The organism is Lentzea alba, assembly GCF_011067745.1.
Taxonomy (GTDB): Bacteria; Actinomycetota; Actinomycetes; order Mycobacteriales; family Pseudonocardiaceae; genus Lentzea; species Lentzea alba.
The window spans coordinates 89,802-114,563 of record NZ_JAAMPJ010000012.1; the positions used below are offsets into that span (position 1 = coordinate 89,802).

The following is a 24,762-nucleotide window of genomic DNA, read 5'->3' on the forward strand; positions in this document are numbered from 1 at the left end:
ACGATGTGGGCGGTGGTCGCGTACGGCCCGGGAGACCTCCGGGTGGAACAGCGCGAGGTTCCCGAACCCGGCCCCGGCGAGGTCGCGGTCGCCGTGCACTACGGCGGAATCTGCGGGTCCGACCTGCACTACTGGCGGCACGGCGCGGTGGGTGACTTCCGGCTGAGAGAACCGCTGGTGCTCGGCCACGAGGTGTCGGGCGTCGTCCGCGAGGTCGGCCCCGGCGTCGACGGGGTGAAGGTCGGCGCGGAGGTCGCGGTGCACCCCGCGACACCCTGCGACACGTGTCCGCAATGCCGTTCCGATCGACGCAACATCTGCGCCAACACGTCGTACCTCGGCAGTGCGGCCCGGTTCCCGCACGTGCAGGGCGGGTTCGCGGGCGTGCTCGTGGTGCCGGCCGCCCAGGTGCTGCCGCTGCCCGCCGGACTGGACCTGCGCCGCGCCGCCGTGGCCGAACCGGCCTCGGTCGCCTGGCACGCGGTCCGGCGCGCCGGAACCCTGACGGGCAAACGGGTTCTGGTCACGGGCGCGGGCCCGATCGGGGCACTGGTGGTGGCCGCGGCGAGGGCCGCCGGCGCGGACGAGATCGTCGTGTCCGACGTGCACGAGGCTCCGCTCGCCGTGGCGCGTCAGGTCGGCGCCACCACGACGGTCCGCGTCGGCACCCCGGAAGCGGTGGTGCTGGACGACCTCCGGGCCGACGTGGCGATCGAGTCCTCGGGCGCACCCGCCGGCTTCACCACGTGTCTGCGCGCGGTGGACCGCGGCGGAACGGTCGTGGGACTCGGTCTGCTGCCACCGGGGGACAGCCCGATCGCCGCGAACCTGTTGGTGACCAAGGAGATCCGGGTCCTCGGAAGTTTCCGCTTCGACCACGAGATGTCCGCCGTGCTGGCGGCGCTCGCCGAAGACGCCCTGCCGGTGGACCCGGTGGTGACGGAGGTGGTGCCGGCCCCGTTCGCCCCCTCGGCGTTCGAGCTGGCCGCCGACCCGCGCAACTCCTGCAAGGTGCTGCTCGACTTCAGCGGTGGGCTCGATGAATGAGGTCCGGTCGTTGCGCGAGGTGGAGAGCAGGTCTCCGGCCGTCACCAGGGCCGTCGCCGTGCTCGAAGAGGTCGCCCGCTCCCGTGATCCCCTGGGGGTGAGCGCGCTGGCCCGCAGGCTCGGGCTCGCGAAGTCGACCATCGCGAACCTGTGCACCGCACTGGAAACGACGGGGATGGTGCGACGGGTCGGCGACGGCTGGTTGCTCGGCTACAAGATCTACGAGCTCGGCGAGCAGTTCCGCGCCGGCACCGATCTCGTCGCGGAGTTCGAGCGGCTGGCGGCGAGACTGCCGGTCGCCTCGGCCGAAACCCTGTTGCTGGCCGTGCTGGACGGCACCGAGGTGGTGTACCTCGGCCGGCACGGCGGCCGTCAGCCCGTCCGGCTGGCGTGCGACACCGGCCTGCGGATGCCCGCCGTGGTCACCGCCCTGGGCAAGGCGATGCTCGCGCAGCTCCCGTGGCGCGAGTGCGAGAGCCGCCTGAAGTCGATCCGCGAGTTGCCCATGCGGACCGAGAGCTCGCACACCACGATCGCGGCGGTGCGCGCCGACATCGAGGAGGCCCGTTGCCGCGGTTACGGGATCGACAACGGCGAGAACATCGAGGGCATCTCCTGCTTCAGCGTCGCGATCCCGGGACGGATGGAGCCGCCGACCGCGGTCAGCGTGACCTTGCTGTCGTCCCGGGCGACACCCGAGCACACGGCCGCGCTGGTGGCGGATCTCAACGTGCTCGCCGGTGAGCTGTCGCGGCTGGTGGATCTGGAACATCGAGAACGGAGCAGGTGAGTGGTGGGTGTGGGGCGCAGGCCGCGGGTGATGGTGTCCAGGGCGGGTTTGCCCGGTCGTGGGCTGGAACTGCTCGCCGAGCGGTGTGAGGTCGTCGAGTGGGATGAGCGGACACCACCGACGGCGGCGGAGCTGCACCGGCTGGCCAAGGACTGCGACGGCGCGTTGGTGCTCGGCACGGACCTGGTCGACTCGGCGCTGCTGGACGCCGCCGGCGCGGACCTGCGGGTGGTCGCCCTGGCGTCCATGGGGTTCGACGCGGTCGACCAGGAAGCGGCGCGGGAGCACAAGGTGGTCGTCACGCACACACCGCACGTGCTCGCCGAGACCACCGCCGACATCGTGCTGTCGTTGATGCTGATGAGCAGGCGCCGCCTCGGCGCGGCGATCGACTCGATGCGGCGGGGCGAATGGCGGACGTTCCAGATGGACGTCTTCCTCGGCTTGGACGTGCACGGCGCGACACTCGGCCTGATCGGCTACGGCCAGATCGCGCACGCGGTCGCGAAACGGGCCGCCGCGTTCGGCATGAACGTCCAGCACCACAACCCGGGCAAGCCGAGCGACTCGCTGTCCCGCTCCGTCGAGCTGGAAGAGTTGTTGCGCACCAGTGACATCGTGTCGTTGCACGTGCCGCTCACGCCGCTCACGCGCAACCTGATCGGCGCGCGTGAGCTGGCGATGATGAAGCCGACGGCCACCCTGGTCAACACCTCACGCGGTGGAGTGGTCGACGAGAGCGCGTTGATCGGTGCGCTGCGCACCGGACGGCTGCACTCGGCCGGGCTGGACGTCATGGTCGACGAGCCGCGCAGTGAACCGACCGACCCGCTGTTCGGCGTGCCGAACCTGGTGGTCCTGCCGCACGTCGGTTCGGCCACCGAGGCGACCCGTGCGGCCATGGTCGAGCTCGCGGCGCGCAACGTCCTGGCCGTGCTGGACGGCTTCGAGGCGATGACACCGGTGCCCGGCACTCCGGCCACCCACGACCGCGGCCGCCCGACGGCCAGGTGACCGCGGTCCGCTCTGGACGTTGATGAAGGGTCCCTTCATCAACGTCGCCACGGGGGCTCAGCCGCGGCCGATGTAGGGCATCGCGGTCGCCATCAGGGTCATGAACTGGACGTTGGCGTGCAGCGGCAGTTCCGCCATGTGCCGGACGGCCTCCGCCACGTGCGTGAGCTCCATCGTGGGCTCGGCGGTGACCGACCTGTCGGCCTGCAGCACACCCGCGCTCATGCCGCTCGTCATGGTGGTGGCCGCGTTGCCGATGTCGATCTGGCCGCATGCGATCTCGTACTGACGTCCTTCGAGCGAGATCGACTTCGTCAGGCCGGTGATCGCGTGCTTGGTGGCGTTGTAGGCGACGGCGTCGGGACGTGGCGTGTGTGCGGAGATGGAGCCGTTGTTGATGATCCGGCCTCCCCGCGGCCGCTGCTCGCGCATCACCCGGAACGCGGCGCGGGCGCAGAGGAACGCACCGGTCAGGTTGGTGTCGATCAGGCGCTGCCACTGGGCGAGGGAGACCTCGTGCAACGGCGTTGCGGGTGCGGAGACACCGGCGTTGTTGAACAACACGTCGACGCGGCCCCACCGAGTCCGCACGGCGTCGAACAGCGCGTCCACCGACTCCTCGTCGGTGACGTCGGCAGGGATCGCGAGCACGTGATCCGGGTCCGCCTGGGCGGCGGTGTCCGCCAGGGCGCCGGCCCTGCGGCCCGCGAGGGCGACGCGGTGGCCCGTGTCGAGCAGTTCCTGGGCAACGGCACGGCCGATTCCCGAGCCGGCGCCGGTGACCACGCAGACCTGGGGCGTGACGTGAGGTGTGCTGCGCATGCGGAACTCCCGGAAACCAGTCGGCCGTTGCTGGAGTGTGAGGGACGCGAAAGAACCGGGGAAGGAGTTCCGCGTCTTTCGGAGATTTTTCCGGGGAGTGCTACCTCAAGCTTGGATCAAATGTTGTTCAATCGCCGCCCTCGGTTTGTCTAATGTTGTCCGCCGTGGGCTGGTTCGCGTTGCGGAGGATTCCAATGAGCGTGTCGCTGACAGATCGCCGGAAATGCGGCCGCGTCCGTTCCGGCCTGGTCGCGAGGTGTTCGTGAGCTCGGAAGGCACCGGGCGTTCCTCGGTCGGTGGGCGGTGCGACGCGGACACCTGGTCGTGCGCGCATCTCGACGCCTCGCTGCGGTTCGTCGACGCCGATCCGACGTTCCGCCTCGAGTTCGGGGACGACGTCCTGGGGCGGGACCTGGGCGACGTGCTGCACCCCGGCTTCGCGGAGTCGGTGCGCGCGCAGCTCGCTGACCTGGTGGCGGGCCGGTTGAGCAGGGTGGCGCTGCACTCGGTGGTGCAGGGACGCGGTCGGGGCCCGGCGGTGGTCGAGGTGACCGCGGTGGCGGGTGGTGGTGGCCGGGCGAAGGTGGTGCTCGCGGTGCGTCCGGAGCAGGGAGAGTGGTCGTTCGAGCCCCGCCGCGAGCCGCTGGTGCTGACCGAGCTCAGGGCCCGCATCCTCGAGCACGTCGCGGCGGGGATGTCCAGCGCGCAGTCGGCGAGAACGCTGTACCTGAGCAAGCCGGGTGTCGAGTACCACGTCGCGTCGTTGGTGCGGAAACTGGGCGCGGCCAATCGCACCGCGATGGTGGCAATGGCCTATGCTGCCGGCGTCCTGATGCCGGATCAATGGCCACCCAAGGTGGATCCAATTCTCATCCTGTGAGAGCGGGGCAGGAATCTTGGACGGTCGACTAGTTGTAGTCACAGTCATGCGAATCATGTGTGCGAAATTGTTTCGACTGGGGTGAGCAATGCTGGAGATCGGGACCGTCGTCACGGCGCCGGACACCTTCGCGAGGCGAGTGCTGCCGGTGTACGAGGCCGCGTTGGCGGGCGAGAACTTCTGGACTGCGGACACCGCGGCCGAGGTGCGCGACGTCGGCGCGCTGTGGGCGGGTTCGGGTGGTGAACTCGACGTCCTGCTGGACACGGTCACCATCATGGCCAGCCAGCTGATGGGCGCGGCACTGCGGGACAACCACCTCGCCCGGCACGAGCACTGCCCGTTGGTGCGCCGGTTCGGTGACGCCTGTGGACGGGTGGCCATCGAGCTCGTGCAGGGCTTCCACCGGGTGGCTGGACGCGACGGCTCGGCCGCCACGCCGCCGACCCCGAGCGAGCTCGCGCTGTTGTTGCTCACCGGCCAGTTCGCCGGTACCGAGACCTCCGGAGCGCGCGTCGCGGCCGCGTACGCCGTGGTGGCGGTCCGCCTCCGGGGCACGACCGCCGACGTGGCGGAAAGCGCTTTCCGTCGATGTGGCGGACCGGGGACGCTGACGTTGCTGAGCGGCGAGAGCGGCTATGTGCTGCTGCCGGCGCAGTCGGAGGAGGACGCGGCGCGGGCGTGCGCGCGAGCCGCCAGTCTGGTGCGTCCGCACGGCATGTGGGCCGCGGTGGTGTGGACGGACAGCGAGGGCGTGCCTCAGGGCCGGGAAGCGGCGTCGGACGTGCTGTCGCTCGTGACCGCGCTGCGGATGCCGCCGGGTGAGTACCGGCGCCGCGACGTGCTCGTCGAGTACGCGGCGCTGCGTTCGCCTCAGGCAGCACGGTTCTGCCGGCGGTTGATCGAACCGGTGATGGAGGTCGACGTGCTGCGTGAGACGCTGGAGGCGTTGATCGCGGAGGACGGCAACCGCACCCGAGCCGCGCAACGGCTCATCATCCACCGCAGCACCATCGACTACCGGTTGCTTCGCATCGAACAGCTGACCGGGCACTCGCCGTCGACCGTGACGGGACTGCGCGCGCTCACCGCCGCCTACGCGCTGCACTCGCTCGTGGCACAGGACCAGGGCGTGGACATCGGTCTCGGGCTGGCCCGCGGAGCCTGAGGCCTGACGCGAGAAACGCCCGGCAGGAACCACCGGGCGTTTCTCCTTCCCGCGATCGCGGTCGTCAGGTGCGGGGAGGGCTCGACGCGACGCCACCGTGCAGCGCGCGGTACGTGGTGAGCGCGGTGGCGAGCGTTTGCAGACCGCGGGCACCGGTGGGCCGGCAGCCGGTGAGCTGCTCGACGCGGCCGAGCCGGTGGTCCAGCGTGCTGCGGTGGATGTTCAGTTCGCCGGCCGCCTTGCTGCGGTTGCCGTTCGCGTCGATGAACACCTCGAGCGTGGTGCGCAGCGAGTCCTGTCGTAGCACCGGGGTGATCAGTTCGAGGAAGGACACCTGCACCGCAGGGTCCTGGAGCACCGCGTACTCCACGAACACGTCCTCGACCCGGTAGGCGCCGGGTGGCCGGCGACCGCCGCGGGCCAGGGCCAGCACGGAGTCCGCCTCCTGCCTGGCCGCGCCGATCTCCTGGCTGGGGCGCCAGGACACTCCCAGCCACAGCTCGCCGCCCAGCCGTCGGCACACCTCGCGGCACAGCTCGGCGGCCGACGCCTCGTCGCTCGTGGGCACCAGCACGAAGCCGTCCTCGCCGGTGACCGACGACAGCGCGCCGTGTCCACCGCAGCTCCAGAAAGCGTGGTCCAGCGCTGTTTCCAGGTCGTTGCCGTCCGCGTTACGGTGCACGGCAACGACTGCGTACGCGTCGGCCGCCCGTGCCCGCAGTTCGGCGGGCAACTCGTCGCCCCAGAGCAGACTCGACGCGAGCAGGCGGCGGTCCTGCGATGCGGACGAGTCCGCGCCGCTGTCGTAAGACCGCTGGAAACCGGTGAGCAGCTCCCGTGCGGCCGCGGCACCGGTGGCCTTGACACGGGTGGTGAGGCCGATGTCGGCGCGGCGGGAGAACACGGCTCGCGCCGCGTCGTCGGTGAGGTGGCGCACCATGTGCAGCACCGGGTCGAGCGGGCGTCGGGCGACGGCCCAGTCCGCACCCGCCTCGCGCAGCGCCGACAGGTCCTGCTCCGGCAGTGTCCCGGTGCTGATCACCTTGTCGTGCAAGGAGAGGACGAGCGTCTGCAGGGCACGCAGCTCGGTGCTGTCGCTGTCGTCCGGTGCCGGGTCGAGCTCGACCAGTACGGGTGGTGTCCTGACATGAGTCATGCGCGCTCCAACCATTCGCGGAAAACCCCGATCGCTTCCGCCGGGCGATCGGGGTTCTCCTGCGGGACCGCGTCTCCGGCTGGAGCCTGCCTCACGAGGGTGATACTGCGTGAGTCCGGCCGGCCGCGGGTCCGGCTGCGCCCCCGGTCTCTGAGGGGAAGGGGGACAAGACCATTCAAGAGGCCGGTACCGCACGCCGCCATCCGAAGAACTCGGAAACCGCTTCGACAGGTGACCCGAGAGTTCCCGTGGAAGCGGAATTTCTCCGGACATCTTCGGAAGCGGGCGCGGCGGTGGTGACATCGGCGATCGGCAGTACCTACGGTCGCCACTTCATGGGGAGTTCACCCGCGACGCGCGCGCGACTGACGGAACCTGGACGAACGTTGGAGCAGAGCCGGGAAGCGAAGGCTTCGGGCAGTTGTCCGTTGCGGGTCCTCATCGTCCGTGAACGGTCAACGGCTGTGTCCAGCCTCGGCGAAGCACTTCGCGCCGCGGGCATGCGGGTGGAGATCGCGCCGGTGGGCATGCGGTGCCTGGAGCAGATCCACTCCCGTCCTCCGGACGTCGTCTTGGTCGAGTTCGGTGAACCGGAAACCGCGGTACTGCTGAGAGAACTGCTGGGGATGGCCACCCGGCCGGGAATCATGTTCGTCGTCGATGCCCTGGGGGACAACGCGGACGCGGACCGGCTGTGTCTCGCCGACGACCACGTCCGGCCGGACTGCGATCCCGGCGAACTCGTCCTGCGTCTCGAAGTGCTCGTGGCCAGGAGGAGAACGTCGACCGGCGGTGCGCGGTTCGAGGCCGGCCGAGTCCAGATCGACCGCGACGCCCGCCAGGTGCTGGTCGGCGGCCGCCCGGTGAGTCTCAGCGCCACCGAGTTCGAGCTGCTCCTCCTGCTGGTGCGCAACGCGGGCCGGGTGGTGACGAAGTCGGCGATCCTCGACCACGTGTGGCGCTACGAGTTCCAGGGCGAGTCGAACATCGTCGAGTCGTACATCTACGGGTTGCGGCGCAAGCTGTCCGACGAGGACCGTTCACTCATAAGGACCATCCGCGGTATCGGGTACCTCTTCGCTGACGAGCGTCCCTCCTAAGTTTGCGGAGTCGTTTTTAGAGAAAAGCGCTCATGTAACACTCATAAAGCTCACCCGATCGGCTGTTACGGTCATCACGAAAGATCCCGGAACCCCCGCGAAGTTGGTTGACAGTCCGGGTTTCCCTGTGGTTGACAATGGTTTAGGAGCTGATGGCCGTGAAGGCACGTCTCGGCGTTTCCTTTGCTTTGAGCATAGCGTCTCTTGCGACGGTGTTCGGTGTGACCGGCACCGCATCCGCGGCTGTTCAGGACTGTCCCGACTTCGGCGTGGCGTGCGCTTACGTGGACAAGGACTACGGCGGCAAGCCGATCTGGCAGGAAAGCGCGCCGGGCTTCTACAGCTTCAGCGGCTCGTTCCGCAAGACGACGGCGCTCATCAACCGGACGTCCTACACGATCAAGCTGGTCGGTTCGAACGAGAACCTGAGCATCTGCCTGATCAGGGGGCACGCCATCCGGGAGCTGCCCCGCGGCTACAACGACCGGCTGCAGTCCGTCGAGGTCAATCCCAACCTCCGCGACAGCCCCTGCACCGAGACGAGGTGACGTGAGATGCGCGCACGTATCGGATTGACCGTGCTGGCCGCTGTCGCGGGAATCGTCGCCTCGGCGGCGCCGGCTTCCGCCGCGCCGATCGACGACTGTCGTGGTTTGCGACTGGTGTGCATCTTCGCCGATCCGAACCACGGTGGGGCCGTCGTGTGGACGGGAATCGAATGGGGTTCGTACAACGCTCCCTATCGCACCCGGACCACGGGTACGAACGTGGTGAACTCGACCGGTGACCGGGTCCAGATCAGGTCGTACACCGGTGGGCGCGGTTGTTATGTGCCGAACGGCTGGGACATCAACCTGCCCAGCGGGATCAACGACAACATCGGCCGGATCGTCATCGGCAGCGACACCGGCGGTCTTCCGCGCTGCTGATTTCCGCTCACCTTTCGATCGTTCCTCAAACGGAGGTTGAACGTGATGTTCGGTAAGGTTTTCCTGCGCACCTTCGCCGTGGGCGGAATGCTTCTCGGTCTCACCGCGGCGGGGCTCGCCGTGCCCTCGTCGAGCCCTCTCGGGACTCCTGAGGCCAGCGCCGCGTGCTCGTCGTTCAAGCGCGCCAAGGTGGTCAACAAGAAGGAGATCCTGAGTCGCGTCGCCTACGGCGAACTGCGCAACAGCACGGGTCGCCCCCAGACGCTGGTCCTGGAGCGGTCGATCACCGACACGAGGACGACGACCAAGACCTACACCGGCGACTGGCAGCTCTTCAAAGCGGTGTTCACCGCTCAGGTCTCCAGGGCGGTGGCCATCGAGCACAAGATCTCGGGAATGCAGCAGGCGCGCATCGAGGTGAGTCCGTGGCGCACCTTCGGCGTCACCGGCTACGTGCGCAGCTGGTGGGTCGAGACCGAGATCACCGAGCGCAAATCCAACTGCGACTACAAGACCTACCGGGTCAGCGGTGACGTCGCGACCACCGACGACGTCATCTGGCAGCCCCGGGACATCGGCGGCGCCTGATTCCGCACCCACCCCTGCACCTGTTCGAACACCGGAGAGTTACATGAAGAAACTGCGAATCCTGCTGCTCACCCTGGCCGCGCTGGCCACTCCGGTGGTCGCGGCGGCGCCCGCGAACGCGGCAGAGCCCTGCAAGCAGGCCCAGGTCTGCTTCTACACGGAGCGGAACTTCGAGGGCTACCGGGCCTTCTACTGGGACAACGCGATGCCGCTGAGCAAGAAGCTCGACGTCCGGGACTACGGTTACGCCAAGACCACGTCGTCGATCAAGAACCTCACCCCCTACTACTTCCACATCTGGAACGCCCAGGGGTCCCACCGCTGCCTGCCTCCCGGCTACAACTTCACCAACGTCGGCACCGCCTACGAGGACAAGATCAGCCACATCGGGTTGTACACCAACTGGTGCTGACCTGATCGACCGAACAGTCCACAGTGGAACGCCCGGCAGGAACTCCTGCCGGGCGTTCCACTGTGGACCTCGGCTCACACGGCGCAGGCCAGCGGACCACCGTTGTAGGCGATGGCGTCACCGAGAGCGGCGGCGATGTTGATCTCGACACCGTCGGCGTCGGCGTAGGCGCGGTGCAGGTTGAGCACCAGCCGTTCGGCGTCCGGCAGGTCCGCGAACTCGCCGAGGTCGGCCTGCCTGGCCGCCTCCAGCGGAGTCCAGCCCTTGTCCCGCCCGGTTTCCGCGGTGTGGCCGACGAACTCGTAGTACCTGCGGTGCGCGTCGAGCACCTCGGCGAAGGCGGCACCGGGAACGACCGGGCCGTGGCCGGGCACCACGACGGCCGGCTCGAACGCGGCCAGCCAGTCGAGCGAGCGCAACGCGCCGTCCAGCGACCCCATCGCGATCATCGGGGTCACCCGGTGGAACACCAGGTCGCCGGTGAACAGCACGCCGTCCTCCGGCAGCCACGCGACCGCGTCGCCCACGGTGTGCGCCGAATACCCGGGATGCCGCACCACGACGGGCTTGCCGCCCGCGTGCAGGGTGATCTCGTCGCGGAAGGACACCGTCGGCGCGCGAACCGCGTCGACGCCCCACTCGGGCGTCGGCGACCACACCGGCGGTGTGTTGGCGAGGATGAAGTCCTGCAGAATGCCCTGCCGGGTGTGCTCGTGCGCCACGATCACGGTCTCGTCCGGCAGCAAGGCGTTGCCGTACACGTGATCCCCGTGCAGGTGCGTGTTCACCGCGAGCCGGATCGGCGCCCCACCGGTGGCGGCGTCGAGCGCGTCGAGGAACAGTCTCGTGCGGCGCGCCGTCGCGCACGTGTCGATGAGCACGACCTCACCACCCGAGTGGACGGCGCCCGCGTTGTTGATCCACCAGGTGCCGTCCGGCTGGATCCACGCGTGGACACCGGGGACGAGCTCCTGCAGCTGGGGTTCTGAAGTCACTTCGGCAATCTACTTCTGGCGGAAGTGCACCGGCACGTAGAGGTCCAGCCGGCGTTCGTCGGTGGCCGTGAAGTCCGCGCGGGTCACCACGGCGCACTTCACGTTCACGTCGCACTCGACGCCGTCGGAGATCTTCGGCTGCAGCGTCAGGTCGACCACGAACGAACCGCCGGGGCCGTAGGGGGAGGTGTGCTCGCCCGTCGCACCGTTCGCGACGCGGTGCGAGACGCCGCCGGAACCACGCGTGCCGAGGCACGGCGTCGGCCGGGACGTGTAGGTGGCCGGCTTGCCCGGCGTCACGCCCTCCGGGACGACGCACAGCGCGACGAAGATGCCCTGCGCCGGGTTGTAGCCGTGACCGGCGATGGTCACCGGCCGGCCCGGCGTGATCGTCGCCGTGGGCGTCGCCAGCGTGAGGTGGAAGCTCGTGCCGTCCATCTCGACGGTGCGGTGGTCGACGGGCAGCGCGGGCGAGAGCGCGGAGAGGGCGGCCGCGGCCGCCGTGATCGTCGTGAGCATGGCGCGAGACTAGGTTCAAGATCCGTGCGACCGCTCGGCGAGCAGGGAGATTTCCGCTTCTTTCTGACCGCGCGAGCCGTGCGTCGCTCCGCGCTTTCACGGCATTTCTGCGCTTTCTTCGGATGGGCGTCACCCTCGGGTGATCACTACTGTCCGCCGTAGCGATCCCGGGGCACGCTCACCGCCGCTACCGGGACACGCAGGTGCGGTTCGCCTCGTTGTCACACAGTCCCCGCACGGCGAACCGCACCGCTCCCATTCGCGCCATCGTCAGCGGGAGATCCGCGAGGCCTTCGTCCTCGGTTCCGCACGCTTCGGAGCCCGTGGCCGCAGCACTAGTACTTGTGCCAGGAGATCATCGCGGTGGCCGGTTTGCGGGAGACGATTTCAGCGTGTCCGCGTTCATGCCATCGCAGCTCGATTCCGGCGGCCTCTCCTGCGAGGAGGTGCTGCGGATCTACCACCGGACCGGCAAACACGGTGCGCCCAGCGTGTTGCGGAGCCGACTCGTGCGAGCGCGCGCACAGCTGTCGCACGCCACACCGGTGCGGACGTTCCTCGACATCGCCCTGGACCAGCACGACGGCACCTTCGACTACAACTCCTACCTGGCACTGGATCTGCTGCCGCTGCCGTCGGCCACCGACGACGCCGCCGACGCGCGACTGCGGCACGATCGGCTGGTCGCCGCTCTCGTCCGGGACACGCTGGTGTTCGAGGCGGAGGCGGCCGAAGGGGCGACGCTGGTGCTCCCGGAGCACCGCCCGCCGCCGTCGGTGATGCTGAAGCGGTTGCGGCACGGCAACAGCAGGCTGCTCACGCTGTCCCGGCGACTGGAGCTCAGCGCGGCAGAGCAATGGGCTCTGCGGTTCAGCGTGGTGCCGGTCGGACGGGCGCACGACGAGTACCTGCTGATCCGGATGCTCCAGGCGTTCGAGACGTCCTTGGCGCTGATCGCGGTCGAGCTGACGGCGGCGGGCGAGGCGTTCCGGCGCGGCGCACCGGCCGGCGCCGCCAGGCACATCGAGGTCGCGGAGAGCACGCTGGGAGCGACGGCTCCGCTGTTCGCTCTGTTGTCGACCGCGCGAGCGGAGTCGTTCCAGGACTTCCACCAATACGCCGAGGGGGCGAGCGCCGGCCAGTCGCGGCACGGCCGGTTGGTGGCGTCGTTGTGCCGCTCCGCCGGGAGTTTCGGGGCGGCTCCGCGGCTGCGCGGCTTCCGGATGGCCTGGGCGAGGTGGCAAAGCCACTACTGGCACGTGTTGCGCGGACTGGGGTATCCGCTGGGCCGGCCGTATGGCGAGAAGCCGGCGGTGCCGGTGGCTCGTCCGTGACCGCACCACCCCAATCGAGATGCCTCCGCGAAGTGCGGAAAGCGTTCCGCCGTTTCTGAAACGCCCTAGTCCCGGATCCTTCTGTCCGAAAAGGATCCATTGTTTTCGCCCTCGTGGATTGACTTCCCGGTGTGCCCGTTCTTAACGTCACGCGGGACGGCGATCATCGGACGGGGGGAAGCCATGACAGCCCTGACAGAAGTGTCGTTGATCACCGGTGGCGGCGGCGTCCTGCTGCACGGCGACGCGCCGAGTTGCGCGTTCCTCGACACGCGCCTCGTGATCAGCAGGGTGAGCGCGGACTTCGCCGAACTCCTCGACGCCACGCCGCACGACCTGGTCGGCAGGGACTTCACCTCCTTCCTCGATCCGGAGTCGCGCGGTGTGGTGCACAAGCGCTGCGGTGAGCTCCTCCCGCACACCGGTGGCTTCACCCAGCAGGTGGACGTCGTGCGCGGTGACCGGCGGCACCAGCGGGCGCAGGTGTGCGTGTACACGTTCCGCGGCGCGTTCCTGGTGACGTTGACGCCGGCACCGCGAACAGCCGCCATCGTGCTGGCGAAACTGGACGCGCGGATCCTGGAGGGACTCGCCCACGGCGACTCGACGGAGTTGATCGCCACGCGGTTGTTCCTCAGCAGGCAGGCCGTGAGCTACCACGTCGCCGCCATGCTGCGGACGTTCAAGGTCGCCAACCGCGCGTCGCTGATCTCCAAGGCCTACTGCGCCGGCGTGCTCGACTCGGCCAGCTGGCCCCCTCGCGTCCCGGCCCGTTTCGTGAAGTGATCGTTCCTCGAAATGAGGAACGTGTTCCGGCGAGGCTGACATTCGCACCGGAACCGTGCGAGCGTGGCACGGATCCGGTGCAAGTCAGTTCCAAGGCGGTTTCGTTGCGCGTCCTCGTCGCCCACGACCCGGGGATCGCTGTGCGGTCGACCGGCTACTTCCTCCGCTCGGCCGGCATGCAGGTCAGGTCGGTGTCCCTGGAGGAGGTGACGCCGAACGAGATCCGCGCGGACCGGCCGGACGTCGTCCTGCTCGCGGGCCGGCCGGACGCGAGAAGCGTGGCCGTGGCCAGAGATCTGCGCGATGAGGCGGAACGGCCGGGCATCATGTTCGTCGCCGAGGGCGGCGAACCGGCCGAGCTCTGCCTGGCCGACGACTACGTGCCGGTGGACTGCACGCCCGCCGAACTCGTGCTGCGGGTCGAGGTCCTCGCGGCCAGGCGGGCGTTGACGAGCGCCGCGACGCCGTTGCGGGCAGGCCGGATCTGGATGGAGCGCGACACCTGGCAGGCTCGGGTGGACGGGCGGCCGGTGCTGCTCACCGTGACCGAGTTCGAGCTGCTGCACCTGCTGGCGAGCAACCCCGGCCAGGTGGTGGCGAAGCGAACCATCCTCGACCGCGTGTGGGAGCACGGTTTCGGGGGGAGCACGAACGTCGTCGAGACCTACGTCAGCAGGCTGCGCCTGAAGCTCTCCGACACCAGGCACTCCATCATCAAAACGGTGCGCGGCATCGGTTACGTGTTGCCGGTGGACGAGCTCGCGGCCTAGCTGATCATCTCGGCCGGTGGCTGACGTCCCGGCGGGTTCGGGCCAAGCCGAACCCGCCGGGACTCCTCGTCGCCGAACCGCTTCGAGCCGGGGAGGTCCCGTCCGCCATGGAGTGCGGCCGGGTCCGCAGTCCTCCACGGCGATGCGGGTGTGAGAGCGGCGAACAGGGTCATTGAAGCGGTCAGGCCGAGTTGATTCCATCCGAAGAACGCGGAAGTGAGCCGGGAAATGAGCGCTGACCGAGCCGTCCGGTGCCGATGACGACCGCGACCGTGGCCGCCGTGGCCGCGACGAACAGGTACCAGCCCGGCGCGAGCGGGCTGCGTGTGACGGTGGTGAGCCAGGTCGACACGAACGGGGCGGTGGCGCCGAACACGGCGGTGGCGGTGCCCAGCGGAACGGCGAACGCGGTGAACCGGATGCCGGTCGGGAACCACGTCATGGCGAGCACCGCGCCGACGGAGTAGGCCGGGCCCAGGAAGATCGAGCACAGCGCCTGGCCCAGCACGGCCCCGGTGAGGCTGCGGTGCTCGGTGATGATCAGGAAGCCGGGCACGGCGGTCACGGCCACGCCGGCCATGACGACGATCGCCATGCGCCGCAACGGGAATCGGTCGACCAGGTATCCGCCCAGGACGGCGAACACCGCGGAGGTGAGCACTCCGGCGAGGTTGGCCGTGTACGCGTCGGCGGGGGAGAGCCCGGTCCGGATCAGGTAGGCGGGCATCGCGACGGACAGCGTGAAACCGCCGATCGTCTGTGCCGCGAACCAGACCGCGAGCACGATCATGCCGAGCTTCGCGGTGGTCAGCGCCTGGACGAGCGGGGTGCGTCCGGCCCGGGCCAGCTCGCCCAGCGCGACGAAGGCCGGGCTGTCCAGCAACCGGGTGCGCACGTAGAGACCGACCAGCCCGATCGGCGCGGCGGCGAGGAACGCGACGCGCCATCCCCAGTCCGCCAGCTGGACCGGCGTGAGCGTTCTGGCCAGGACCAGGCTGACGGTCGCCGCCGCCGCGGTCGCGAGGACGGAGGCCACGTTGGCGATCGCCGCGGTCAGGCCGCGCCGACCGGCCGGGGCGTGTTCCAGCATGAGCAGCATGGCTCCCGGAAGCTCCGCGCTGGCCGACAGCGCCTGCACCACCCGGCAGAGCACCACCAGCACCGGCGCGAGCAGGCCCACGGCGGCGTAGTTCGGCAGCAGTCCGAACGCCACGGTCGCGGCCGTCATGAGCAGCAGCGCGAACGTCAGCGCGAACCGCCTGCCGAACCGGTCGCCGAGGTGGCCGAAGAGGACGGACCCCAGCGGGCGGACGAACGCTCCCGCGGCGAAGACGGCGAACGTGGCGAGAAGGGCGGAGGCCGGGTCGCCCGAGGGGAAGAACTGCGCGGCGAGGACGGTGGCGAGGTAGCCGTAGATGAGCAGGTCGTAGACCTCGATGAACGTTCCGACACCACCGGCCACCGCGACGCGGCGGTAGCTGCCCGTCCGGTTCGTCATGGCTGATTCACTCCTGGGGCGAGGTGTGTTCGGCCATCCACGCGGCGAGCTGGGTCCGGTTGGTGAAGCCGAGCTTGGTCAGGATCCGTTCCACGTGGCCCTCCGCGGTCCGGCGGGCGATCACCAGCCGGGCGGCGATCTCCTTGTTGGTGAGGCCCTGGGCGACGAGGGCGGCGACCTCGCGCTCGCGGCGGGTCAGCGGCGACGCGGCGGGTGGTGCGGGGACGGGTTCGTCGTGGTCGCCGAGTGCGTGGCTGATCGCCTCGCCGAGCCGCAGAGCGCGGCCGCGGCGGAACGCCTCGGTGAAGGCGGCGTCCCCGAGTGCGGCGAGGATCTGCTCGGTGCAGCGGCCGTGCTCCGCGGTCAGCGCCTCGGTGGTGAGCACGGGCTTGCCGAGGTACGACTGCGCCCGGTCGGCGGCCCCGAGCAACACCGCGGCCCGCTGGTGCTGACCCCGGCCGGCGGTGATCCAGGCCAGCACCTCGACGCACAGCGCGGCCATGAGCGGGTCCGGCAGGCCCTGGTCCTTGACGAAGCGCAGGCATTCGCGCACGCGGTGGGCGGCGACGGCGGTGTTGCCCTGCCGCCAGGACACCAGCCCCAGGCCCCACCTCGCCCAAGCCTCGTTGACGCTCGCGCCCTCGTGCTCGGCGATCGACAGCGCCTCCTGGAAACACCGTCTGGCGCGGTCGTGCTCGCCGGTGAGCGCGGCGGCCTGCCCCAGCTGGAGCAGCAACTGCAGGCGGAGAGTGGTCTCCCGCTCCTGGTCGGGCCGGGGGAGCGTGGCCAGGATGTCCAGGCCGCGCCGCGCGAAGGCGGCCACGACCCTCAGGTCGTTGCCCCGCAGTTGCTCCGCCGACCCCCTGATCAGTGCGGCGAGAGCCAGTCCGGGAGTGTCGGACAGGTCGCGGGCCAGTCGCTCGCCCTCCGCCAGACGCGAGGTCTCGACGGCGGTGTCACCGAGCCAGGTCGCCAGGAAAGCGGCCAGCAGCAGGGCCCGGACGCGGGTCGTGGTGGCGGCGCCGGTCTGGTCGAGTGCCCGCTCCAGCCAGATCAGGCCTTCGCTGCAGACGCCGCGCGACCACCAGTACAACCACGGCAGACCGGTGACGACGCTCAGCGCGTGCTCGGCCTGGCCGGGTTCGGTCAGGCAGAACTCGACCGCCGCGCGGATGTTGGGGTGCTCTCTGGTGAAGCGGGCGATCCAGTACGTCTGGCGCCGGCTGATCCGCTCGGCCGCGGCCGTGGTCGCCGTTCGCTCGTACCAGTCGCGGTGCCGGCCACGCCACATCGCCTGCTCGCCCGCCCTGCAGAGCTGTTCCTGTCCGTAGTCGCGCAGCGTTTCCAGCATGCGGTACCGCGCGTGCCCGTCCTGTCCGCCGACCCGCTCCACGATCGACTTGTCGATCAGGCCGGCGATCACGTCCACCACCTCGTCGACCGGCAGGCGGTCGTCGGTGCAGGCACCCTCGAGCGCGTCCAGTTCGAACCCGCCGACGAACACCGACGCCCTCGCCCACAACAACCGCTCCGGCTTGCTGCACAGGGCGAAGGACCACTCGACGCAGGCCCGCAGCGCCTGCTGGCGCTCCGGGGCGTTGCGGGGGCCACGGGACAGCAACGCGAACCGGCTGGACAGCCGCTCCAGCATCTGCGCGGGGGAGAGCGCTCTCACCCTGGCGGCGGCCAGCTCGATCGCGAGCGGCAGTCCGTCGAGCCGGCGGCACAGCTCGGCGATCGCGGCCGCGTTCGCGCCGGTGAGCGCGAAGTCGGGCACGGTCGCGCGGGCTTGAGCCAGGAACAACGCCACCGAGTCGTTCCGGTCGAGGTCGGCGGCGTGCACCGCGCCGTCCGGAGTGGCCAGCGGCGCCACCGGGTAGAGCGCCTCGCCCCGGACCGCGAGCGGCTCCCGGCTGGTGGCCAGCACCCGCAGTCCGGGACAGAAGCGCAACGGCACGTCGGCGAGCATCGCGCTCGCCGGCAACAGGTGCTCGCAGTTGTCCAGCACCAGCAACATCTGCCGGTCGGCCAGGAGATCGGTCAGCTGCCGCAACGGCGGCCCCGCGCCCTGCGGCATGCCCAGCACCGTGATGACGAGGTACGCCAGCGTGTCGGGGGTGTGGACCTCCTGGGCGAGCAGTGCCCCGTCCTGCAACTCGGTCAGGTCCACGAACCACAGACCGTCGGGGAACGCCCGTCGCACGGTGCTCGCGACCCGCAGGGCCAGCCGGGTCTTGCCGACCCCTCCCACGCCGGTCAGCGTGACCAGCCGCGACTCCGTCAGCAGGCTTCTGAGCTCCTCCAGTTCTCGTCGGCGACCGACGAAAGCCGACAGATCCGAGGGCAGGTTCCCAGGCGTGCCTTTGGCGACAGCCGGCATGAACGCAGGGTCACGCGCCTGATGCTCTTGGGTCAATAGTCCGAATCGGCGTCGATTCACGGGATCGGGCGCCGAACTTCACGGAATCAGGATCGTTCTTTCCTGAAAAGTGTTCTGGAACGCGGCACGCCGCCGGTTTCCGGTTCTACGGTCGAGTCGCGGTGTCGCGGCGCGGCGGGTGGGGCGGCCTGTCTGGCAAGTGGGCGTATCGCGGACCGGATGGACCGGAATGAGATACATTGCGGTCCAAGTATCTGGCAACAAGGGAGACGATGGTGGACGGGGCCCGATCCTTGCGGTCGGTGGACAGCAGGTCCCCCGCCGTCACCCGTGCTGTCGCGCTGGTGGAGGAACTCGCCCGGCAGCGGCGGCCACTGGGCATCGCCGAGCTGGCGCGTTCGCTCGACCTCGCCAAGTCGACGGTGGCGAACCTCTGCACCGCGCTCGAGGGCACGCACATGATCCGGCGGGTCGACGGGCGCTGGTCCCTCGGCTACAAGGTCGTCGAACTGGGACAGGCGTTTCTCGCCGGCACGGACATCGTCGAGGAGTTCCGGCGCACGGCCACCACGCTGCCGGTCGGAGCCCAGGAGACCATGCTGCTGGCCGTGCTCGACGGCCTCGAGGTGGTGTACCTCGCCCGGCACGACGGCTCCCAGCCGATCCGGCTCGCGAGCGACATCGGGCGTCGCATGCCCGCGGGGGTGACCGCGCTCGGCAAGGCGATGCTGGCGTCGTTGCCGGACGACGAACTGGACGAACGCCTCGCCGGCATCGCGGAACTCCCCGTGCTCACCCCGCGGTCGCACCGCACGATCGAGGAGTTGCGCCGCGATCTCGAACTGACCAGGGAACGCGGTCATTCGCTCGACGACGAGCAGAACACCGAGGGCGTGGTGTGCGTCGGTGTGGCCGTGCCGGGTAGTGCGGCCGCGACGCCGACCGCGGTGAGCGCGACGCTGCTGGCGGCCAGGCTGACGCCCGAGCTCCGTGAATCGCTCGTGACCGACCTGACCTCGCTCGCGCGGACCCTCGCCCAGACCGCCGCGCTCTAGCAGCACTGACGAGTCGGACTGTTCTGACAACGTAGTCATCTGCACTTTCCGCCCGTCTGCTCAACCCGGCGGCCGCCATCACGCTCCGTAGTCCCCGCCCCGCCGCGACGGATACGCGGGGTCCCCGCGTGCCGTCCAGAGATACGTAGGGCCCCCGCGTGCCGAAAAGTGGGGCTGGTGGGGTTCCTGTGAGTGAATGGGTCCACTTCGACGCCGGGCACTTGGTTGCGGCTGTGGCCGTGCGACGGAACGGACTCTGGACCGAACGGCGTAAGTTGGCGCTGTGTCGTGGTTGCGGGGCGGTACGGACTTGCTACCTCAAGTAGTCATCAAGTCGTTCGGTCTCAATAGGTTGTGTGTAGCCTGAGCCAATTGCTGAACGCTGTACCAAATGCTGTACGACGCATGGGTTCGGACGTGGCGAGGACAGGGGCGCGCATGCGGCGAGGTGAGCCTGACGGCGGTCTGGCGACCAGTCTGCTCGTGGACCGGCCGGTCGAGGTCGAGGCCGTGCGGACACGGGTGCGGGACGTGGTCGCGGGCCGTCCGAGCCTGGTGCTCCTGACCGGTGTGGACGGCATGGGCAAGTCGTCGTTCGCCGAACTGCTTCGCGACTCGGTGCGTGACGAGGCAGAAATGCTGGTCACCACCTGTGCGGGCGGCCCCGGCTACACCGCTGTGCGAGGGCTGTCCGAGCACGCCGCTGGGTTGCTCGCGGAGGACGTTGACGACTACACGCGCTTGTCGAGGCTGACCGCCGCTGTTCTCGATCTCGCCGCACGACATCCGCTGGTGATCGTGCTGGACGACGCCCACCGGTGCGACGCCGCGAGTGCGCGCTGGCTGGGATTTCTCGCGCGGCGCAGCGCGGACGTGCCGCTCTGCGTCGTTCTCACCTGCCCGCCCACCGGGTGCACCTCGCTGGAGACGCTGTTCGGCGACCTGATCGAGGTGCTGGACACGTCCGAGATCCGCGTCGGCCCGTTCAGCGAGGAGCAGGTGCGGGAGCTGGTCTTCCGGCGGTTCGGCAGGGTTCCCGCGCCCGAGTTCGTGCAGGCCTGCCAGGAGGTGTGCGGCGGAGTTCCCGCCGATCTCCGGAGGTGGCTCGACGACATGGCCGGGCAGGGGGTGGAACCCGACAGCGCCGGAGCGGAGTGGTTGCGCGACAAGGGGATCGCCTCGGCGGTCGGGCGCGTCTGGGATCGGTTGGCGGCGCAGGGTTCGCCGGTGCGGCAGTACGCCACCGCGGTCGCGCTGATCGGCAGCAGCGGACCGGACACCGCGGGTGCCCTGTTCGGTTTCTCGGCGGCGGCGGTGAAGGCGGCCAGGACCACCTTGACCGACATCGGGGTGCTCACGGCGGAAGGCCGGTTCGCCTCGCGGGCGTTGCGGGACAGGGTGCTCGTCGAACTGGACCCGGACGAGCTGACCGCTCTGCGCACGCGGGCCGCGCGGATGCTGCGCGACGAAGGCGCCTCCCACGCCGACATCGCCGACCTGCTCCTGGCCCTGCCCGAGCTGAACGAGCCGTGGATGGTCTACACGCTGCGGGAAGCCGCGCGGGCCGTGCCCGCCGGTGCCGACACCGCGATCGCCTTGTTGCGCAAGGCCGTCGCGGCGGTGCCCGATCACGTCGACACGCGACTGGAGCTGGCGGACGCACTCGTCCGCACCGATCCGACTGCCGCGCTGGCGATGTACGCCGAGGTCGTCCGGGACGTTCCGGACGGCGTGACCCGTGCGTCCGTGGTGGTTCGGTACGGCCAGGTCGCGTTGGACGCCCGGCGTTCCCACGAGGCGTTCCCGTTGCTGCTGGGCGTGTTGCGCGAGGCTCCTCCAGAAGACGCCCGGCTGCGTGCTCTCGTCGAGGAAACGCTGATGGTGACCGGCTTCCACGACGTGACCACCGTGCGGCAGGCCCTGACGTTCGCGCGGGACGTCACGCTGTCCGCGGACCTGTCCGCCGGAGAGAACCGGCGCCTGGTCCACCAGCTCGCGTCCACCGAACTGCTGACCGGCGGCTCTGTCGCGAGGGTGCGCGAACTGACCGAGCTGTCGATGCCGCCCGCGCGCGGACCCTACGACTTCTGGGACGTCCTGCCGGCCGCGAACCTGCACCTGTGCGGCGAACCGGTTGAGGCGATGGCACTTTTGAACCGCGTGGTGGAGTCGGCGGAGGTCTGGGACAGCCGGATGACCCTGGCACTCGCGTTGAACGCCCGTGCGGCGATGTCGTTCGACGGCGGCGACCTCGCCGCCGCGGCGGCGGACGCGGAACGGGCGTTGAACCTGGATGTGCCGCGCGAAATGTGCGCGGGCGACACGTGGTCACGCGGATTGCTCGCCGCCGTGGCCGTGCGCCGTGGCGCGAACGACCGCGCCGCGGAGCTGCTCGTCGAGCACACCACGCCCATCGAGCCGATCGAACACAGCTGGGCGACGGCGGCGCGGGCACGCCTGCTGAGCAATCGCGGCGATCTGCGGACCGCGGTCGAGATGCTGCTCCGCTGCATCCGCGACTTCGACGAGATGGGCATCGCGAGCCCGTTGATCGTGCCGTGGGCCGACGCCGCGAAGTTGCTGGTCGAGCTCGGGCGCGAGGAAGAGGCCCTCGACCTGGTCGAGCGCTTCCGCCCGGACCGCCACGGCTGGGACACGGCGTGGGTGCGCGGTTCCGCGTTGCTCGTCGAAGGACTGGCGACCGGGAAGATCGAGACGCTGGAGCACGCGGTGAGCGAGCTCGCGGCCGCCGGTGTCCGGCTCCTGGAGTGCGAAGCGCTGACGGCACTCGGACTGGCGTTGCTGAACGCCGGTCAGGAGAAGGCGGCGCGCAAGCACCTCCGCGCGGCGGTCGACCTCGCGGTGCGCTGCGGTGACGTCCTCGCGGGCAACGCGGCCCGGGACGCACTGGTGAAGGCCGGCGGCCGGATGGGAGTGCTGTCCGCGACGCCGCTCGAGGCGCTCACCGGCGGCGAACGCCGGGTGGCCGAGCTCGCCGCCGGGAAGTTGACCAACCGGGAGATCGCCGACACGCTGTTCGTCGCGGTGCGCACGGTCGAAAGCCATCTGTCCAACGCCTACCGAAAACTGGGCGTGCAGACCCGCACCGAACTCGCCGCCCGGCTGCGGTAGGCGAGCTGATGACCATCGTCGGCGCGGAAGCCGAACTCGCGGCACTGGACGAGGCGGTCGTCTGCCTCGGCCGGGGCGGTGCGCCGTTGGTCGAGATCGCCGGTGCGCGCGGAGCCGGCCGCAGCACGCTGCTCCGCCACGTGATGCGCTCCGCGCGGCGCGCGGGAGCGGTGGTGCTGTCCGCGTTCAGCAACAGCGACTCGCTGACCGACGAGTTCAGCGTTGTCCTGCAACTCATGCAGCTCGTCGACGGGCCCACCGGTGGTTCCGCCGCCACGTCGACGCTGCTCGGTCTCGCGCGCACGACGCCGGTGCTGGTCGCGGTGGACGACGCCGACCGGTTCCACCACTCGTCCCGGGAGTGGCTCGCGGAGCTGGGCGGCCGGGCCGATGGTGGTCTCATGATCGTCACCGTGACCGACGGTGTCCACCCGGTGCTGGACGGCGCGCGACTGCTGGTGCCGCGCCCGTTGACGATCGATCACGTCACCGAGCTCGTGGGCGCGCCGGTGGAGTGCGAGTTCGCGGAGGCTCTCGTGCTGGCCACCGGTGGTCTGCCCGCCGTGGTGCGCGAGGTGCTGGACCGGTGTGCCGCCGAGGAGCTCGCACCGGTGGCGTCCACGGCGGCGATGATCGCCGACCTGGCGGCCGAGGTCGTGGGTGATCGGGTCGCGAGGATCGTGGGCGAGCTGCCCGCCGAGGTGGCTGCGCTGGTGCGGGCGATCGCGGCCTGCGGGCCCGGCTTCGGCTTCTCGCTCACCTGCACCTTGGCCGGACTGCGGGAGTTCTCGCCCGCCCGCGCGCTGGACGTGCTCGTCGGAGCCGGCCTCGTCACCGCGGGCGCGCGGCCGGAGCTGGCGGCAGGCGTCCCGGCGGCACGGGTGGTGCAGGGCATGCCCGCGACCGCGCGGCAGGACCTGTACGCGCGGGCCGCGCGGCTGGGCCACCGCGGCGCGGTCGACGAGATCGAGGTGGCGCGGATCCTCGCCGGGACGCCGCCGCTCGGTGACCCTTGGGTCGTGCCGCTGCTGCGCACCTCCGCACGGCGTGAGATCGCACGGGGCCAGTCCTGTCAGGCCGTCCGTCACCTGGAACGCGCCCTGCGGGAACCCCTCGACCCGGTGACCAGGGCCGAGCTGGTGCTGCGGCTGGCGCTGGCGGAGAGCGTCCGCGCACCGGAGATCGGCGACCGCCGGTTGTCCCGGATGCTGCTGGAGACCCAGCCACCGGAGTGCGCGGAGGTGCGCCGTGCCGCTGCCGACCAGCTGTTCGCACGGGGTGACGGCGTGCTGATCCGGCACACGTTCGGCGCGGTCGCGGAGTCCGCGACCGAGTGGGACAGCGTCACGTCGTTGTACTGGATCAACGGAGACGCACCGGTCGAGGCACCGGAGTACGGCGCGCTGGAGGCACCGGTCCTGGCCGCCGCGCCGGATGACACCGGCAGCGCGGGGGTGGCCGCGTGGGTCTGCGCCGCGCGCGGTGAGGACGCGCAGCTCGTCAGGTCTCTCGCCCGGACCGCCCTCGCTGATCCGTCGGCGATGCTGATGTGCCGGTTGACCGCCGCCTCCGCGTTGTGGCTGACCGACGACGTGGCCGATGCCGTGGCCGGAATCGAGGGCGTGCTGGGCGAGTCGCGCCGGCGCGGACTGATCGCGGTCACCGGCCGGGCGCTGATGCTGCGAGCCGTGGCGAGGACGCAGGAAGGCAGGTTCGACGACGCCGAGGCCGACCTCGAGCGCGCTGTCGCCGAGCTGCCGAGATGGCATCGGGACGTCCGGCTGCTGCTGGACGCGGTGCAGGTGCGGCTCATGGTCGCGCGGGGGGAGATCGATCGTGCCGAGGAGGCGCTCTCGGGGATACCGGAGCTGGGGCTCGGGCACTTCCGCGTCGCCCTCGACTTCGCGCGAGCGACGGTCGCGGTCGCCAGGGGTGACGCCGAGCAGGCGATCGGACACCTGGACAGGTGCGCGATCCGCCTGCGTGCCAGGGACGCGGAGAACCCCGCCCTGGTGCCGTGGCGCTCGCTGGCGGCAGGCGCCTGGCGTGCGCTGGGCGACCCCGGCCGGGCCGCCGCGCTGGCCGCGGAGGAACTGGAGCTCGCCCGGCGCTGGACCGCGCCCAGTGCGGTGGCCAGGGCTCATCTGAGTTGTGCGGCGACCGGCCAGGCGGAGTACCACCTGCGCGAGGCGGTCCGCCTGCTGGACGGCTCGCCGCACCGGCTGCTGCGGGCCGAGGCGTTGCTCGGACTCGCCGAGGTCGTCGGAGCGGCGGCCGGTGCGCCGCTGGTGCGGGAAGCGGGCATGCTCGCGGTGGCGTGCCGGGCGATGCCGCTGGTCACTCGTGCGCGTGGCCTCGGCTGGGCACCGGACGGTCGATGAGAGGTG

General features: G+C 70.3%; 22 protein-coding genes. 16 read left to right on the top strand and 6 right to left on the bottom strand.

Going from position 1 to position 24,762, the window contains the following annotated elements; all coding sequences use genetic code 11:
- Positions 1–3 precede the first annotated feature (3 nt).
- The 3 genes from G7043_RS35350 to G7043_RS35360 are packed head-to-tail and all read left to right on the top strand — an operon-like array spanning position 4 to position 2,851.
- Entirely contained in the window at positions 4–1,047 is a 1,044-nt protein-coding gene (locus G7043_RS35350) for an L-idonate 5-dehydrogenase (RefSeq protein WP_166053241.1), read from the top strand.
- Positions 1,040–1,837 (top strand): IclR family transcriptional regulator, encoded by a 798-nt coding sequence (locus G7043_RS35355; RefSeq protein WP_166053016.1) that lies wholly within the window; start codon positions 1,040–1,042, stop codon positions 1,835–1,837. The genes G7043_RS35350 and G7043_RS35355 overlap by 8 nt, the downstream gene beginning before the upstream one ends.
- 9 nt (positions 1,838–1,846) lie before the next feature.
- Positions 1,847–2,851 (top strand): 2-hydroxyacid dehydrogenase, encoded by a 1,005-nt coding sequence (locus tag G7043_RS35360; protein WP_207312171.1) that lies wholly within the window; start codon positions 1,847–1,849, stop codon positions 2,849–2,851.
- 57 nt (positions 2,852–2,908) lie between these two features.
- Here the strand turns inward: G7043_RS35360 and G7043_RS35365 are convergent, their stop codons facing one another.
- Positions 2,909–3,673, bottom strand: coding sequence for an SDR family oxidoreductase (locus G7043_RS35365; protein ID WP_166053017.1), 765 nt, complete (start codon positions 3,671–3,673; stop codon positions 2,909–2,911).
- 262 nt (positions 3,674–3,935) lie between these two features.
- On the opposite strand from G7043_RS35365, the gene G7043_RS49595 reads away from it, so the two are divergent.
- Both G7043_RS49595 and G7043_RS35375 read left to right on the top strand, forming a co-directional pair.
- Positions 3,936–4,553, top strand: coding sequence for a helix-turn-helix transcriptional regulator (locus G7043_RS49595; protein ID WP_166053018.1), 618 nt, complete (start codon positions 3,936–3,938; stop codon positions 4,551–4,553).
- Positions 4,554–4,641: 88 nt separating this feature from the next.
- On the top strand, positions 4,642–5,721 hold the full coding sequence (locus G7043_RS35375) for a PucR family transcriptional regulator (RefSeq protein ID WP_166053019.1): 1,080 nt from the start codon (positions 4,642–4,644) through the stop codon (positions 5,719–5,721).
- A gap of 64 nt (positions 5,722–5,785) precedes the next feature.
- Here G7043_RS35375 and G7043_RS35380 read toward each other — a convergent pair whose 3' ends face one another.
- On the bottom strand, positions 5,786–6,877 hold the full coding sequence (locus G7043_RS35380; RefSeq protein WP_166053020.1) for a PucR family transcriptional regulator: 1,092 nt from the start codon (positions 6,875–6,877) through the stop codon (positions 5,786–5,788).
- 464 nt (positions 6,878–7,341) lie between these two features.
- Between G7043_RS35380 and G7043_RS35385 the strand changes: the two genes are divergently transcribed.
- The 5 genes from G7043_RS35385 (at position 7,342) to G7043_RS35405 (ending at position 9,906) form a co-directional block, all read left to right on the top strand.
- The gene (locus G7043_RS35385; RefSeq protein ID WP_166053021.1) at positions 7,342–7,977 is read left to right on the top strand and encodes a winged helix-turn-helix transcriptional regulator; all 636 of its coding nucleotides are present in this window, start codon (positions 7,342–7,344) and stop codon (positions 7,975–7,977) included.
- A gap of 221 nt (positions 7,978–8,198) precedes the next feature.
- The gene (locus tag G7043_RS35390) at positions 8,199–8,525 is read left to right on the top strand and encodes a hypothetical protein (RefSeq protein ID WP_166053022.1); all 327 of its coding nucleotides are present in this window, start codon (positions 8,199–8,201) and stop codon (positions 8,523–8,525) included.
- A 6-nt stretch (positions 8,526–8,531) separates the two neighbouring features.
- Positions 8,532–8,906: a hypothetical protein gene (locus G7043_RS35395; protein ID WP_166053023.1), complete on the top strand. Its 375-nt coding sequence runs from the start codon at positions 8,532–8,534 to the stop codon at positions 8,904–8,906.
- A gap of 45 nt (positions 8,907–8,951) precedes the next feature.
- On the top strand, positions 8,952–9,494 hold the full coding sequence (locus G7043_RS35400; RefSeq protein WP_166053024.1) for a hypothetical protein: 543 nt from the start codon (positions 8,952–8,954) through the stop codon (positions 9,492–9,494).
- Between the two features lie 43 nt (positions 9,495–9,537).
- Entirely contained in the window at positions 9,538–9,906 is a 369-nt protein-coding gene (locus G7043_RS35405) for a peptidase inhibitor family I36 protein (RefSeq protein WP_166053025.1), read from the top strand.
- 74 nt (positions 9,907–9,980) lie between these two features.
- Here the strand turns inward: G7043_RS35405 and G7043_RS35410 are convergent, their stop codons facing one another.
- Together G7043_RS35410 and G7043_RS35415 are read right to left on the bottom strand one after the other, a co-directional pair.
- Complete coding sequence (locus tag G7043_RS35410; protein WP_313888228.1) at positions 9,981–10,901, bottom strand: MBL fold metallo-hydrolase; 921 nt, start codon at positions 10,899–10,901, stop codon at positions 9,981–9,983.
- A 9-nt stretch (positions 10,902–10,910) separates the two neighbouring features.
- On the bottom strand, positions 10,911–11,420 hold the full coding sequence (locus G7043_RS35415) for a hypothetical protein (protein WP_166053027.1): 510 nt from the start codon (positions 11,418–11,420) through the stop codon (positions 10,911–10,913).
- Positions 11,421–11,812: 392 nt separating this feature from the next.
- On the opposite strand from G7043_RS35415, the gene G7043_RS35420 reads away from it, so the two are divergent.
- The 3 genes from G7043_RS35420 to G7043_RS50105 all read left to right on the top strand — a co-directional run bounded on the left by G7043_RS35420 (position 11,813) and on the right by G7043_RS50105 (position 14,310).
- Positions 11,813–12,754, top strand: a complete 942-nt coding sequence (locus G7043_RS35420; protein ID WP_166053028.1) for a hypothetical protein — start codon at positions 11,813–11,815, stop codon at positions 12,752–12,754.
- A 183-nt stretch (positions 12,755–12,937) separates the two neighbouring features.
- A complete protein-coding gene (locus G7043_RS35425; protein ID WP_166053029.1) occupies positions 12,938–13,540 on the top strand; it encodes a helix-turn-helix transcriptional regulator in 603 nt (200 codons plus the stop codon).
- Between the two features lie 77 nt (positions 13,541–13,617).
- Entirely contained in the window at positions 13,618–14,310 is a 693-nt protein-coding gene (locus tag G7043_RS50105; RefSeq protein ID WP_166053030.1) for a response regulator transcription factor, read from the top strand.
- Positions 14,311–14,491: 181 nt separating this feature from the next.
- Here G7043_RS50105 and G7043_RS35435 read toward each other — a convergent pair whose 3' ends face one another.
- The gene (locus G7043_RS35435) at positions 14,492–15,808 is read right to left on the bottom strand and encodes an MFS transporter (RefSeq protein ID WP_166053031.1); all 1,317 of its coding nucleotides are present in this window, start codon (positions 15,806–15,808) and stop codon (positions 14,492–14,494) included.
- A gap of 7 nt (positions 15,809–15,815) precedes the next feature.
- The gene (locus tag G7043_RS35440) at positions 15,816–18,188 is read right to left on the bottom strand and encodes an ATP-binding protein (RefSeq protein ID WP_166053032.1); all 2,373 of its coding nucleotides are present in this window, start codon (positions 18,186–18,188) and stop codon (positions 15,816–15,818) included.
- A 302-nt stretch (positions 18,189–18,490) separates the two neighbouring features.
- Here G7043_RS35440 and G7043_RS35445 point away from each other — a divergent pair, with 302 nt between their 5' ends.
- The 3 genes from G7043_RS35445 (at position 18,491) to G7043_RS35455 (ending at position 24,756) form a co-directional block, all read left to right on the top strand.
- The gene (locus G7043_RS35445) at positions 18,491–19,243 is read left to right on the top strand and encodes an IclR family transcriptional regulator (protein ID WP_166053033.1); all 753 of its coding nucleotides are present in this window, start codon (positions 18,491–18,493) and stop codon (positions 19,241–19,243) included.
- Positions 19,244–19,681: 438 nt separating this feature from the next.
- On the top strand, positions 19,682–22,375 hold the full coding sequence (locus G7043_RS35450) for a helix-turn-helix transcriptional regulator (RefSeq protein ID WP_166053034.1): 2,694 nt from the start codon (positions 19,682–19,684) through the stop codon (positions 22,373–22,375).
- An 8-nt stretch (positions 22,376–22,383) separates the two neighbouring features.
- Positions 22,384–24,756, top strand: a complete 2,373-nt coding sequence (locus G7043_RS35455; RefSeq protein WP_166053035.1) for a tetratricopeptide repeat protein — start codon at positions 22,384–22,386, stop codon at positions 24,754–24,756.
- The last annotated feature ends 6 nt before the right edge of the window (positions 24,757–24,762 follow it).